The following is a 13,955-nucleotide window of genomic DNA, read 5'->3' as shown; positions in this document are numbered from 1 at the left end:
GCCTCGCGCAGGCCGATCGCATACAGAACAATCTAAAAAGGATTTGCCATGTCCACCGCCAGTCTTTTCGCCACCTCCGCCGGGGTCGGCCTCGCGATTGCCGCACCGGTCGGTCCGATGGGCATGCTATGCATCCGCCGCACGCTGACGGGCGGTCCGCGCGCGGGGCTCGCCATCGGCTTCGGCATTGCGACCGGCGATGCGGCTTATGGTCTGATCGCGGCACTCGGCCTTGTCGGCATTTCGCAGTTCATGCTTGCCTACGACCGGCCCTTGCATCTGCTCGCCGGTCTGTTCCTGCTGTATCTCGGCGTGCGTGCCTTGCTGCAAAAAGCGCCCGCCGACGCGGCCAACGGTAATGGCAGCAGCGACGCCAACGGCAAGCTCGCGCAGGTGGGCCGCACCGGCGCGCTGCGCGCGTATGCGAGTTCATTGCTGCTTACGCTGACCAACCCGCAAACCGTCATCATGTTCGCCGCGCTGTTCACGACGCTCGCGCCGCGTGGTGCGTTTTCTTCGAGCATCGCGTTGACCACGGTAGGCGGCGTGTTTTGCGGCTCGATCGCGTGGTGGTGTTTTCTCGTGACCGTGGTGTCGCTCGCGCGTCACGCGATCGGCAGCAAGTTGCGCGTGGCGATCGACCGGATCGTCGGATTCACGCTGGCGGCGTTCGGTATCGTCGAGATTCGCCGCGCGCTTTGAATGCGGTTTGGGGGCGTCGCGCAGGGGGTGCTCAAGGCCGCCTCGCCGCCCACCCTACGCAAGCGCGGCAGTTTTGCGACAATAGCGGTTTTCGCCGCGCCGTCCCGGGCCTGTCGCCGACCTTCGCCGACGCTCGAAGGCTGGCGCGCGCCGGCCTTGTCGCCTAACCTGCCCAACCCACCCGACCGTCAGCGGTCTGCTCAATGGCTCTCCCCCACATCAATCTGCTGTACTCCGTCTCCGGCCTGTTCGTCGGTTTTCTGGTCGGACTGACGGGCGTCGGCGGCGGCTCGCTGATGACGCCGATCCTGGTTCTGCTGTTCAACGTGCATCCGGCCACCGCGGTCGGCACCGATCTGCTATACGCGGCCGCCACCAAGGCGACCGGTACGCTGGTGCACGGCCTGAAAGGCTCCGTCGACTGGCAGATCACCTTGCGTCTCGCGGCGGGCAGCGTGCCGGCCGCGACCCTCACCCTGATCCTGCTGCACCGGTACGGCATGGACACGCCGGGCGCGAGCCGGCTGATCCAGATCGTGCTCGGCGTCGCCCTGCTGGTGACCGCCGTGGCGCTGGTCTTCCGCCCGCAACTCGCGGCGTTCGCCGCGCGCCGTCAGCGCGCCCCCAGGCAAGGCCGTACGCTCGCGCTCACCATGCTGACCGGCGCGGTGCTGGGCGTGCTGGTGTCGCTGACGTCGGTGGGTGCGGGCGCCATCGGCGTGACGGTGTTGTTGCTGCTGTATCCGTTGCTGCCGACCACGCGCATCGTCGGCTCCGATATCGCGCATGCGGTGCCGCTCACGCTGCTGGCGGGCGCGGGTCATTGGCTGCTGGGTTCGGTCGACTGGTCGATGCTGCTGTCGCTGCTGGTGGGCTCGTTGCCGGGCATCGCGATCGGCAGCTATCTGTCGTCACGCGCGCCGGACGCGCTGCTGCGCAACGTGCTCGCCGCTACGCTCACGCTGGTCGGCGTGCGCCTCGTGCTGGCATGAAGCGGCGGTAAAGCGGTGGCGAAAGCAGTGGCGGAAGCGCCACCGCACCCAAGCCACGCTATTTGAAGAACCTGCAGGTCAGATCGGTCTCGAACTGCCTGACCCACTGGCCATGATGGTCGTGATAGGACTGCGCCCAGCCGCCGCGCCGCACCGTGACGAGGCGCTCGTGCGCGGCATCGTCCGGATCCGGACAGGCGCTGATGTCGAAATGCGCCGGCGCAAATCCGTGCCGCGCGCACACCAGTTCAAAAGCCGCCCGATCGCTGATCGGCAGATCGGTATAGCGCAAAAGCATGATGTCCATGGCGTAGGCTCCGGTTCCCCTCGCATCACAGTACGCTTCACGGCGCGTCAGTTGTGTGTCACGGCGCACAGACCGGCCGTTGCGGTGCCGGCGTTCAGCCCGGAGCGGGTATGAACCATCATCACCGCGTCAAAAATCGCCACTACGAAAAATAAATCTAAAAAAAGGGTTCCGGCTATTCGCCGGAACCCTCGCACTGGCATGCATCACGATGGGGCATTGCGATTTCGAATCGCGTGCAACGTCGGATGCAGCCTCGTGCGCTTGCTGCAAGCCGCTTATGCCTGGCCGCTTAATCCGGCCGGCTCAGTGCAGCCGTCTTACTGCTGAACCACGGTCAGCTTGTTCGACACCGACGTCACGCCGGCGACGCCCTTGGCCGCTTCGCCGGCAGCGTCGATCTGGCCTTGGTCAGGCACCGAACCCGTCAGGGTCACCGCGCCGCCACGAGCACGCACAGCGATGTTCGAGACGTCGATACCTTGCGCCTTGGCGAGCGCGCTGCGTACCTTGCGGCCCAGCTGGCCGTTGGCCTTCTTGACGGCCTTGCTGTTTGCAGCCGGCGTTGCGGTCGTGCCCGTTGCCGTTGCATCGCTTGCCTGAGCGTACACATTGCACGCCACCACCATTGCCACGACCGAACCCAGCGTTTTCAGAAAACCGACCGATTTCATAGTTTCTTTTCTCCTTAGCTACACATTGGACCGCATATAACAAGCGGCTTCGTTACGACTACGGGCGGCCATGCTTCAGACGCGGCAAGGCGCGGCTCAGCAACGGCCGACTATGGCTGCAACACGATGTGCGAGAGGCGAGAGAGGCCGGCCGCCGTTAGTCGCATGCGATGCCACGCATGCAATGCGGTACGGGAGCCGGCAAGCCGCGAAGTCCGCCAGCGCGCCCGGTTCTTGTCTGTCGTGCCGGGTCACGCCGCGCAAACGTCTGTTCGCGGCAGCGATGCACAATTTAATCTAGCCGCGCCAGAAGCGCAAAGGGTTTAGTCATACCTCGGGGTGCCCGCGGCCTGTCACGCGCGTATCGATCGTGTTTTATTCATGCGCCGATCATATTTCTGGTCCGGAAATGGTTCATCGGCCATCCATGAAGTATTCACGCGCCGTTCACACGCTGTTCACGCGCTGTTCACGAATTGTTACGGGTTTGACGGCACCCTCCCAGGCGGGACGCTGCGCCGCTGCTCGATTCTCAGGTACCATCGGCGCGACGCGCGCTGCCGTGCGGCGCGTGCGTCTTGCGCGGCGGCCAGCCCGGCATGGCGCGAGCGCCCCGTCCCGGTTCCCGCGCCGCAGAGCGCCACCACCCTGTTCACTTTCGACCGTAGCCATCACGTCACCTGATGAAGCCAGCCACCGGCCGCAAACGCCCTCCCCGTCTCGTCGCCCGTTTCGTGGCGATCTCCTGGCGCGATCTGGCGGTCTCGTTCGGGCCGATCCTGCTGATCGCCGTCGCGGCAATCTGGGTCGCCGTGCGCCTGATCCAGCCCGCCCCGCCCAATACGCTGACGATCAGCGCCGGCCCCGAAGGCAGCACCTTCTGGAATGCGGCGCAGAAGTACAAGGCGATTCTGGCGCGCAACCGCATCACCCTGAACGTGTTGTCCTCGGAAGGCTCGCTGCAGAATCTCAAGCGGCTCTCCGACCCGAAGTCGAATGTGGACGTCGCCTTCGTGCAGGACGGCGTCGCGCCCGGCCCGGCCAGCGAGGGACTGATGTCGCTCGGCAGCGTGGCCTATATACCGCTGGCGATCTTCTATCACGGGCCGACGGTCGCGCGGCTCTCCGAATTCAAGGGTTTGCGCCTCGCGGTCGGCGCCGAGGGCAGCGGCACGCGCGAACTGGCGCTCGCGCTGCTCAAGGCCAACGGCATCGTGCCCGGCGGCCCGACCAAACTGCTGCCGCTTTCGGGCGACGACGCCGCCCAGGCACTCGTCTCCGGCAAAGTCGACGCAGCCTTTCTGGCCGGCGATTCGGCGCAACCGGCGGTAATGGGCAAGCTCTATCGCACGCCGAATGTGCAGTTCTACGACTTCACCCAGGCCGATGCTTACACCCGCCGTTTTCCGTATCTCACGCAACTCGAAATGCCGATGGGCGCGTTCGACCTGGGCAAGAACCTGCCGTCCACACCAATTCATATGGTGGCGCCGACCGCCGAACTGGTGGCGCGCGATTCCCTGCACCCCGCGCTTTCCGATCTGCTGATTGAAGCGGCGCGCGAGGTGCACGGCAAGCCGAACGTCATGCAGCGCGCCGGCGAATTCCCCGCGCCGCTCGCCCACGATTTCCCGATCAGCGACGACGCCGCCCGTTACTACAAGTCAGGCAAGGGCTTCCTCTACCGGATCCTGCCGTTCTGGCTGGCCAGTCTTGCGGACCGGCTGCTGGTGGTTGTGGTGCCGCTGATCGTGCTGCTGATTCCGGCGCTGCGCGTCGTGCCGTCGCTGTACGCGTGGCGGGTGAAATCGCGTATCTACCGCTGGTACGGCTCGCTGATCGCGATCGAACGAAGCGCGCTCAGCGAGTACTCGGCCGCCGAACGCGCCTCGCTGATCGAACGGCTCGATGCGATTGAAGAATCGGTGAACGGTCTGAAAATGCCGCTTGCCTATGCGGATCAGTTCTATGTGCTGCGCGAGCATATCGGTTTCGTGCGAGAGCGGCTCTCCCATAGCCGCGACGCTCAGCGCGACACAGCGGGTGAATCGGACGAACCGGGTCAACCTGGCGAGGATCCCGAGCCGGGTTCGGCGTCCGCCGTGCCGGCCGCCGCGGACCCAAAGTCATTTTGACCGGTGCAAGTAGCGGCTGCACCGCGTAAGATCATTACAATTCCGACGGTCCAGCAGACAACGCCGTTCGGATCAGGCAATCCGGGAGACATTCATGACCGTTGGCATCGACGCCACGCAACCGCTGTGGCTTTACGATTTTGTCTCGCCGTTCACATACCTGTTGCTCGAGCAACACGACAAATGGCCGGGCTTCGACTTCGCCTTCACGCCGGTCGTGCTGAACGACCTGTATCGCCACTGGGGCCAGCGGCCCGCTTACAGCGTGCCCGAGAAGCGCACCTTCATGTACCGCCACGCGCTGTTTCGCGCGGACCAACTCGGCATTCCGTTCAAGATGCCGCCGGCCCATCCGTTCGACTCGATGAAGCCGCTCCTGCTCGCCACCGCGGTGAAGGCCGATATCGGCTTCGTGCGCGATATTTTCCGCTTCATCTGGCGCGAAGGCCGCGATCCGTCGAGCGATGCGGCGTTCGCCGAACTGTGCGAGCGCGTCGGCGTGCCGAATGGCCCGGAACTCATCAGGAACGAAGACGTGAAAGCGCAGTTGCAGCGCAACACCGCGGATGCGATCGGTCTGGGCGTCTACGGCGTGCCGACCTTCCGTCTGAACAATCAATTGTTCTGGGGCGAAGACGCGTTGCCCATGGTGCTGTATTGCGCTCGCACACCCAACTGGCTCGACTCGAAAGAAGTGAAGCGGATCAGTTCGCTGCCTTCGGGCCTGGCGGACAACTAAACGAAGGCAAAACGTAAGGTTGGTGCGAACAGGCCTGCCGTTTCAGACGTGATTGCGTCAAAAAGGCCGTCCTGATGCCGGCCATACCGTGCCCGCTATGGCCGTCACACCGCAAACGGGCCTAAGGTTATAACCTTTGCGCCCCGCTCTCGCGATCCGGCTCGCGGGCGGCTCCGTACGACGCTTCATCCGGGCCCGACCTGCTTGCACCGCCTCGCCTAAACCATGGACGACTCCGCCGCTTCCCTCGATATCTGGCTCGTGCGCGTGCTGCGCACGCTGATCGTCGAGCGCAGCGTCACACAAACCGCACTGCGCCTGAACCAGACCCAGCCCGCCATCAGCACCGCGCTGCGCAAACTGCGCGAGACGCTGAACGACCCGATCCTCGTGCGCGGCAAGTCGGGCATGGTGCCGACCGAATACGGCGAATCGTTGCTGGCTTCGGCGCAACGTGTGCTGCGCGAAGTCGATTTCGTGGCAACGCCGCACGGCGACTTCGATCCCGGCCGCTCGCGCCGCACGTTCCGCGTGGCCGCACCGGACTATCTGAACGACTTCTTCATGCCGACCGTGATCGCACAGTTTCGCGAAGCGGCACCGCATGCGCGGCTGGAGATCGATTCGCTGAGCCCGATGCTCGACCATTCGGCCGCGCTCGATGCGGGCGAACTCGATCTGGTGATCGGCAATTGGCCGAAGCCGGATCCGCGTTTCGAGCGCAGCGACCTGTTCTCCGATACGGTGGTGTGCCTGATGCGCGCCGATCATCCGCTCGCACGCACGCCGCTCACGCGCGAAGCGTATCTCGCCGCACCCCATCTCGCGCCGACGCCCTATAGCGGCGCCAGCGGCGGTGCTGTCGATATCGGGTTCACGCGGGCCCGAGCCGAGCGGCGCATCGTCGCCACGCTGCCCTACTTCGGCCTCGTCCCGCAAACGCTATTGCAATCGGATCTGATTTTCACGACGACACGGCGATTCGCGACGCACTACGCGAGCATCCTGCCGCTCGCGGTGGTCGACGTGCCGATTCCGTTTCCACGCATCAAGTGCTATCAGCTATGGCATCCGCAGCCGGACCGGCCGAGCGATGTCGGCTGGCTGCGTACCTTGATGTCGCAAGTGTCGGATGGGCTGGTTGCGCAGAAGGCGCGGCGCGCGAAACGGCCGCCGAAAAAGGAAACGTCAGCCGCGGCGGACTGACGTTGTGGATGGATGTCTGGGGGCGTGAAGGTTTTACGCTGAACGGCTTATATTGCGAGCCTTGTGTGATCAGCCTCACGCTACGAGGCTCGTGTTAAACCCCGTACACGAAGCGCCTCGCCCGCCCGCTCACAAGCTCGCGCAGAGCTTTTTCGTTGTCAGTTGCGCGCTCGCCTCGCGCCCACGAATCTGCAGCAACTCGGCGCACACCGCGACCGCAATCGACGCAGGCGCTTTATCGACAATCCCCGTCACACCGATCGGGCACGTCATCTCCACCAGCCGATCCAGCTCCACCCCGCGATCCAGCAAACGACGCTCGAACTTCACGCGTTTCGTTTTGGACCCGATCATGCCGAAGTAGGTGAAATCGCGGCGCCGCATGATGCGCGCGGCGAGTGAAAAATCGAGCGCGTGGTTATGTGTCATCACGAGAAAATACGCGCCGGGCGGCGCCGTATCGACGATCGCATCAGGTGTGTCGGTGGCTTCGACCTGCACGTTGGCCGGCGTTTCGTCGGGGAACAGCTCGTCGCGCTCATCGACCCACTGGACGACGCACGGCAAGCTGCCGAGCAGCGTGACGAGTGCATGCCCGACATGTCCCGCGCCGAACAGCACGATGTGCATGGGCGCCGGACGCGCCGCTTCCACGGCGCTGCGCCGGCCGATCTGAACGGAAGAAAAGTCGTTCATGGCGATCAATCCAGTGGGTTTCGATATTTGCACGATTACTCTGCCCGACGGTTTCTAACGGCTGCTCGCGGCTGTTGGTCGCCGACTGCCGGCTGCACTGAAGGTCCTGCCGGCGACCGCCAGTTCCTCCGCAATCTCCGGCGTGGCGCGGCGCTCACGCCAGCGTCACACGCTCATCGCAACGCCTACTGCCGCGCCGCCACGGTTGCTGCCCGCACCGCGCCGACTGCCTTGAGGATTTCCTCGCTGGTTGCGGGTGCATTCAGCGGCGGATTGACCTTGTGGTCACCCACGGCCGACACGGCATCGCGCACGGCGAAGAACACCGAGAACGGCAGCAGCAGCGGCGGCTCGCCGGTCGCCTTCGAACGATGAATGCTGTCCTCCGCATTGCGATTCTTGAACAGACGCACGCGGAAATCAGGCGGCGTATCGTTGACGGTCGGAATCTTGTAGGTGGAGGGGGCGTGCGTCATCAGCTTGCCGCCTGCGTTCCACCACAGTTCCTCGGTCGTGAGCCACCCCATGCCCTGGATGAACGCGCCTTCCACCTGGCCGACGTCGAGCGCCGGGTTCAGCGATGCGCCCACGTCATGCAATGCGTCCGCGCGCAGCACGCGCATTTCGCCGGTCAGCGTATCGATCACCACTTCCGACACGGCCGCGCCGTACGAGTAGTAGTAGAACGGCCGGCCTTGCAGCTTCGATTGATCCCAGTAGAGCTTCGGCGTCGCGTAGAAACCGTCCGACCAGAGCTGGACACGCGCGACGTAGGCCTTCGCGATCACTTCTTCGAACGGCACGATCATCTCGCCGACCACCACGCGGTCATGCACGAAACGCACTTCCGAGGCGGCCACCTGCCCTGCGCCGAAACGCTCCGCGGCAAAAGCCGACAGACGTTCGCGCAACTGGCGCGCGGCGTCTTGCGCAGCCTTGCCGTTCAGGTCCGAACCGGTCGATGCAGCGGTCGCCGACGTATTGGCGATCTTGCTCGTGTCCGTTGCCGTGACGCGGATACGATTAAAACCGATACCCAGTTCATGGGCGACGACTTGCGCGACCTTCGTGTTCAAACCCTGGCCCATTTCGGTGCCACCGTGGTTCACCAGCACCGAACCGTCGGTGTAGATGTGCACCAGCGCGCCGGCCTGGTTGAAGTGGGTCACGTTGAACGCGATGCCGAACTTGACCGGCGTGAGCGCCATGCCCTTCTTCAGCACTTCGTTGTTCGCATTGAACTCGTTGATCGCCGCGCGTCGTGCGCGATATTCGCTGGTCGCTTCGAGTTCGTCGATCAACTCGTGAATCACGTTGTCTTCGACTACCTGGCCATACGGCGTCTGGTTGCGCTCGGTCTTGCCGTACAGATTGCGACGGCGCACGTCGAGCGAATCTTCGCCCACCGAACGCGCGACGTTGTCCATGATGTACTCGATCGCGAACGCGCCTTGCGGGCCGCCGAAACCGCGGAACGCGGTGTTCGACTGCGTGTTGGTCTTGCCGCAGAAGCCGTCGATCGATACGTCGGAGAGCCAGTACGCGTTGTCGAAGTGGCACAGCGCACGCGTCATCACCGGACCGGACAGGTCGGCGGAGAAGCCGCAACGCGAGGTCATGTCGACGCTCACGCCGTCGATCACGCCCTTGTCGTCGTAGCCCACTTCATAGGTGTAGTGGAAATCGTGGCGCTTGCCGGTGACCATCATGTCGTCGTCACGGTCCGGACGCAGTTTCACCGGGCACAGCAACTTCCATGCGGCCAACGCCGCGCAGCACGCGAACAGACCCGATTGCGATTCCTTGCCGCCGAAACCGCCGCCCATACGGCGGCATTCGATCAGCACGTTGTGCGACGCCACGCCCAACGCATGCGCGACCATGTGCTGCATTTCAGTCGGGTGCTGCGTCGAACAATAGACGTGCATGCCGTCGTCGTCCTTCGGCACCGCGTACGAAATCTGGCCTTCCAGATAGAACTGCTCCTGGCCGCCAAGCAGCATCTCGCCGGCTTCGCGGCGCGCCGCACCGGCGATCTTCGCACCGGCTTCGCCGCGCGCGAGTTTCATCGGCGGCAAGACGTGTTGATTCGCGGCGCGAGCCTGTTGCGCGGTAAGGATCGCGGGCAACTCTTCGTAGACGACTTCGGCGCGGCGCGCGGCGAGGCGTGCGATTTCATGCGAGGTCGCGACCACGATGAACATCGGCTCGCCGACATACTGCACGAGACCGTTGGCGAGAATCGGATCGTCGCCGTGGATAATCGGGCCGACGTCATTGACGCCGGGAATATCGTCCGCGGTGAAGATCGCGACCACGCCGGGCGTGGCGCGCACTTTGTCGAGCGACATCGAGACGATCTTCGCGTGCGCTTTCGGCGACAAGCCGAGCGCGGCGTGCAGCGTGCCGGCGAGCGTCGGAATGTCGTCGGTGTACGTGGCGCGGCCGCTGACGTGCAAATGCGCGGACTCGTGCGGGCGCGAGATGTGGACCTGGGTAAAGTCGTCGAGATCCTGAAGGTCTTTCAGGAACGGTTCGGCGTGCTGATTCATTCTGGTGTTCTCCGTATTCTTGGCGTCTTAGGCGCTCGCGCCGGCCGGGGCACAGGCAGCGGCAACTGCACGAACATCCAGTGCGCTCTTCGGCAGCGGATTGTTCGGACGCGTTTCGAGCCAGAAGCGGTACAGCGTGTTCTTCGCCGCTTCGAGGCGGTAGTTGCTGGTCGCGCGCATGTCGGACAGCGGCGCGTAGTCGTTGCCAAGCGCGAGCATCGCGGCCTGCGCGGTGGCTTCGTGCCATTCGGCGTCGCGCAACACGGCTTCGGCGTGCGTCGCGCGCTTCGAGGTAGCGGCCATGCCGCCGAACGCAATGCGCGGCTCGCGGATCACGTTGCCGTCGGCGATGAAGGAGAACGCGGCGCACACAGCCGAGATGTCCGAGTCGAAACGCTTCGACAGTTTGTAGGTGCGGAACTGCAGGTTCTTGCGCGCGCCGGTGCGGGTCGGCACCTTGAGTCCGACGACGAACTCATGCTCGGCCATGTCCTTCTTCTGATACGCAAGGTACAGATCCTCGAGCGGCATTTCGCGTTCGATCTCGCCGCCGCGCACGATCACATGCGCACCGAGCGCGATCAGGCCAGGCATCGAATCGCCGATCGGCGAACCGTTGGCGATGTTGCCGCCAAGCGTGCCCGCATTGCGGATCGGCAGCGACGCGAAGCGTTGCCACATTTCCGTGAGTTCCGGATATTGCTTCGCAATTTCCGCGTAGGCCTTTTCGACGGTCACGCCCGCGCCGACCTCGATCCAGTCGTCATTGGTTTCGAGCTTTTGCAACTCGGCGATCTGGCCGAGGTAGACGATGTTGCCAAGCTCGCGCATCTGCTTGGTTACCCACAAGCCGATGTCCGTGCTGCCGGCGAGAATACGGGTGGCCGGTTCGGCTTCCTTGATTTTCGCGAGTGCGGCGATGGTGCGCGGCGCGTCGAACTGCTGGCCGGCGTGCTGGTAGTGGAACGTGTCCTTGCGCTCGATCGTGGCAAGCGTTTTCGAGAGCGCCTCGACATTGACCGGCGCTTTCGGTGCGGGGGCTTCGAACATGCGCACAGCCGCGTCGACGATCGGACGATAGCCCGTGCAACGGCACAGATTGCCGGTCAGCGCGTTGCTGATTGCGTCGCGCGACGGCACGGTCTTGTTCGCGCAGCTATGTTCGTGGCCGTGCTTCTCGTACAGCGACCACATCGACATCACGAAACCTGGGGTGCAGAAGCCGCACTGCGAACCGTGGCACTCGACCATCGCTTCCTGCACCGGATGCAGCGAGCCGTCCGGCTGACGCAGGTCTTCGACGGTGTAGAGCGCCTTGCCGTCCAACGTCGGCACGAACTGGATGCAGGCGTTGACCGCCTTGAAGTCGACGCCGCCTGCCTCGTTGCGCTCGCCGATCACGACCGTACACGCGCCGCAATCGCCTTCGGCACAGCCTTCCTTGGTGCCGGTGCAATGCGCGTCCTCGCGCAAATACTGCAGGACGGTGCGGGTGACGGGCGCATCCTTGATCTCACGGATCGCGTTGCGATGGTAGAAGCGAATCGGCTCAGTCATGTCTCGTTACTCTCAATGTTCTGTGTCCGTTGGGACGTGCTGCGATGATGGTTCGAAAACTATCACCATCAATAAATCCAACCCATAGCAGGGATCGCATGCGGGACATATCCGCGAAACGATATAGAGATGGGTTTGAGGGTCGGCTGGCTTATGTTGATATGGCCGTTTTACTGCATTTTTATAAATATTGAAGAATTATTGCCATTGTCGGTTGAGGCTTCTTGGCTCGCTGCGCATGAAAACACCGCTCGCGCGGGGTGAAAACGAACCACTATATGACTCCGGCACCCTTTTTTGGCCGCCGAAATTATTAAGCAACTCCTGCAAGGGAATCGGTTCCATGGGAAAATCACGCCTTTCCGCCGTTTTCAAGTCTCGTTTTCCCCATGTCTACCGACTCAGCGACACCTCGCAGCGAATTTGCGACGACCATGCAGATCATTCCGGTCGTCTTTTTCACGTTTCTTTGCTATCTGACGATCGGAATTCCGCTCGCGGTGCTGCCGGGCTACGTCCACGACGACCTGGGTTACAGCGCGATCCTGGCTGGCGCGGCGATCAGCGTGCAGTACCTGGCGACGCTCGCGTCGCGACCGCTCGCCGGCCGTTCGGCGGACACGTTGGGACCGAAGCGGACGGTGTCGATCGGCTTGCTGGGTTGCGGCGCGAGCGGGATTTTGTTGCTGGCGGCCGTGTTGTGCGGGCGCTGGCCGGTGTTGAGCCTGGGGCTGCTGGTGTGCAGCCGCCTTGTGCTTGGATTCGGGGAAAGCCTGTGCGGCACCGGGGCGATTCTGTGGGGTATCGGCCGCGTGGGCACCAGCAACAATGCCCGGGTGATTTCGTGGAACGGCATCGCGACTTATGGCGCGCTCGCGGTTGGCGCGCCGCTTGGGGTCGCGATCGCGCATTCGATCGGGTTCGCCGCGTTGGGCATTCTGGTGATTCTGCTGGCGGGGCTCGGTTTTTATCTGGCCCGGCTCATTGCGCCGGTGCCGGTTGTGCATGGTGAGCGGATGTCGTACGGGAGCGTGTTGACGCGGGTGCTGCCGCACGGGATCGGGTTGGCGCTGGGCTCGGCCGGCTTTGGGTCGATTGCGACGTTCATCACGCTGTTTTATGCCGCGCGGCATTGGCCTAATGCGGCTTTGTCGTTGACTGTTTTCGGCACGCTGTTTATCGGTGCGCGTTTATTGTTCGCTAATACGATCAAGGTCTATGGTGGGTTTCGCGTTGCGATCGCTTCGTTTTCGTTTGAGTGCGCCGGGTTGTTGATGTTGTGGCTCGCGCCTGAGCCGCATATTGCCCTCGCGGGGGCGGCGTTGACCGGGTTTGGGTTTGCTTTGGTGTTCCCGGCTCTCGGTGTTGAAGCGGTTGGGCTGGTGCCGCCTGCTAGCCGTGGGGCGGCGTTGTCGGCCTATTCTGTGTTTCTCGATCTCTCGCTGGGGATTACTGGGCCGTTGGCCGGGTATATCGCTGGAGAATTCGGCTACGCGCAGGTGTTTCTTTTTGCAGCGGTGGCTTCTGCAATGGCTGTCGTGCTGTCGACGATGATGTATTTGCGGAATTCGAGAGCGCCTAATGCGCCTGCGGCGACCTGATTTTTTTGCCTGTGCGGCGCTTTGTTTGTGTTTTTGTGGTGTTGGCCTTTCCTTGATCTGGAATTCTTGGCCTTTCCTTGATTTGTCAGTGGTTTATTAGCGTTGCCCCTGTGCGGGGCGGCACTCACTTCTCTTTGCCTGCCGCAAAGAGAAGTAAGCAAGAGAAAGCGGCTCAAACCGCTAATTCTTAAGCGGGGCCCCTGGCTTGGAGGAGGTAGTGGTGCATCTGGAATCGGTGCCCTCGCGCATTCGGCGTCAGTGACAAGGCAGTCATACTTCCGGCGGCGCTGCGCGCGCCGACGCGTATTTCCCCGAACCATCTGTTCAGTTTCGCGCGCGAGCTTCACCTGCCGCAGCGACTCGCCGGCGTATCCCCCTCTCCAATGCGCTAGTGCTTCATTCGAAGTGCGAATTAATGCCCACGAGCGCTGCCACGGCTTGTCTGCGCTCGGAGCGGCGGGCTGCACGTCCTGAAACAGATGCAATTTCTGGCACCTCGTCAAGACAAAGCCGGTGGCCATCACGCACCTCAACCGAAGTCCCGCGTTCGCCTCGCAGACCCGACCGCGCCGAGGCGAAGCCGATGGTCCCCACCAAGCGCAAACAAAGCCCCTGGTTTCCCACGCAGACCCATCCGCGACGCACGCAGTGCGGAGTGGGAACAAATGAGTCCTTTGTCACTCACGCCGAATGTGCGAGAACACAGATTCCAGATGCACCACTACCGTGGCTGCGCGGGGGACCCGCTTAAGAATTAGCGGTTTGAGCCGCTTTCTCTTGCTTACTTCTCTTTG

General features: G+C 63.3%; 11 protein-coding genes. 6 read left to right on the top strand and 5 right to left on the bottom strand.

Translation table 11 applies throughout. From position 1 onward, the window contains the following. The first annotated feature begins 48 nt into the window (after positions 1-48). Positions 49-702, top strand: coding sequence for a LysE family translocator (locus KHO23_RS02080; RefSeq protein ID WP_211609237.1), 654 nt, complete (start codon positions 49-51; stop codon positions 700-702). A gap of 203 nt (positions 703-905) precedes the next feature. Beyond that, positions 906-1,694: a sulfite exporter TauE/SafE family protein gene (locus KHO23_RS02075; protein WP_211609230.1), complete on the top strand. Its 789-nt coding sequence runs from the start codon at positions 906-908 to the stop codon at positions 1,692-1,694. Between the two features lie 58 nt (positions 1,695-1,752). Here the strand turns inward: KHO23_RS02075 and KHO23_RS02070 are convergent, their stop codons facing one another. After that, positions 1,753-2,001 (bottom strand): hypothetical protein, encoded by a 249-nt coding sequence (locus tag KHO23_RS02070; RefSeq protein WP_211609228.1) that lies wholly within the window; start codon positions 1,999-2,001, stop codon positions 1,753-1,755. Positions 2,002-2,321: 320 nt separating this feature from the next. Next, complete coding sequence (locus KHO23_RS02065) at positions 2,322-2,675, bottom strand: BON domain-containing protein (protein ID WP_211609226.1); 354 nt, start codon at positions 2,673-2,675, stop codon at positions 2,322-2,324. A 683-nt stretch (positions 2,676-3,358) separates the two neighbouring features. Here KHO23_RS02065 and KHO23_RS02060 point away from each other — a divergent pair. The 3 genes from KHO23_RS02060 (at position 3,359) to KHO23_RS02050 (ending at position 6,755) form a co-directional block, all read left to right on the top strand. Further along, complete coding sequence (locus KHO23_RS02060; RefSeq protein WP_211609224.1) at positions 3,359-4,810, top strand: TAXI family TRAP transporter solute-binding subunit; 1,452 nt, start codon at positions 3,359-3,361, stop codon at positions 4,808-4,810. Between the two features lie 94 nt (positions 4,811-4,904). After that, positions 4,905-5,549, top strand: coding sequence for a 2-hydroxychromene-2-carboxylate isomerase (locus KHO23_RS02055; protein WP_211609222.1), 645 nt, complete (start codon positions 4,905-4,907; stop codon positions 5,547-5,549). 225 nt (positions 5,550-5,774) lie between these two features. Beyond that, on the top strand, positions 5,775-6,755 hold the full coding sequence (locus KHO23_RS02050; protein ID WP_211609220.1) for a LysR substrate-binding domain-containing protein: 981 nt from the start codon (positions 5,775-5,777) through the stop codon (positions 6,753-6,755). A 129-nt stretch (positions 6,756-6,884) separates the two neighbouring features. Here the strand turns inward: KHO23_RS02050 and xdhC are convergent, their stop codons facing one another. The 3 genes from xdhC to xdhA form a co-directional block, all read right to left on the bottom strand. Beyond that, complete coding sequence (xdhC, locus tag KHO23_RS02045; RefSeq protein ID WP_211609218.1) at positions 6,885-7,451, bottom strand: xanthine dehydrogenase accessory protein XdhC; 567 nt, start codon at positions 7,449-7,451, stop codon at positions 6,885-6,887. Between the two features lie 185 nt (positions 7,452-7,636). After that, positions 7,637-10,003, bottom strand: coding sequence for a xanthine dehydrogenase molybdopterin binding subunit (gene xdhB / locus KHO23_RS02040; protein ID WP_211609214.1), 2,367 nt, complete (start codon positions 10,001-10,003; stop codon positions 7,637-7,639). Positions 10,004-10,030: 27 nt separating this feature from the next. Then, positions 10,031-11,560 carry a xanthine dehydrogenase small subunit gene (gene xdhA, locus KHO23_RS02035; protein ID WP_211609211.1) on the bottom strand — a complete coding sequence of 510 codons (1,530 nt, stop codon included), beginning with the start codon at positions 11,558-11,560 and terminating at the stop codon, positions 10,031-10,033. Positions 11,561-11,949: 389 nt separating this feature from the next. Between xdhA and KHO23_RS02030 the strand changes: the two genes are divergently transcribed. Beyond that, on the top strand, positions 11,950-13,161 hold the full coding sequence (locus KHO23_RS02030; protein WP_211609209.1) for an MFS transporter: 1,212 nt from the start codon (positions 11,950-11,952) through the stop codon (positions 13,159-13,161). Positions 13,162-13,955: the final 794 nt, after the last annotated feature.

It is taken from the genome of Paraburkholderia haematera (assembly GCF_905220975.1).
In the GTDB taxonomy this organism is placed as follows: domain Bacteria; phylum Pseudomonadota; class Gammaproteobacteria; order Burkholderiales; family Burkholderiaceae; genus Paraburkholderia; species Paraburkholderia haematera.
The sequence above is the reverse complement of the archived record's forward strand: the minus strand, read 5'-3'. Positions and strand labels throughout refer to the sequence as shown.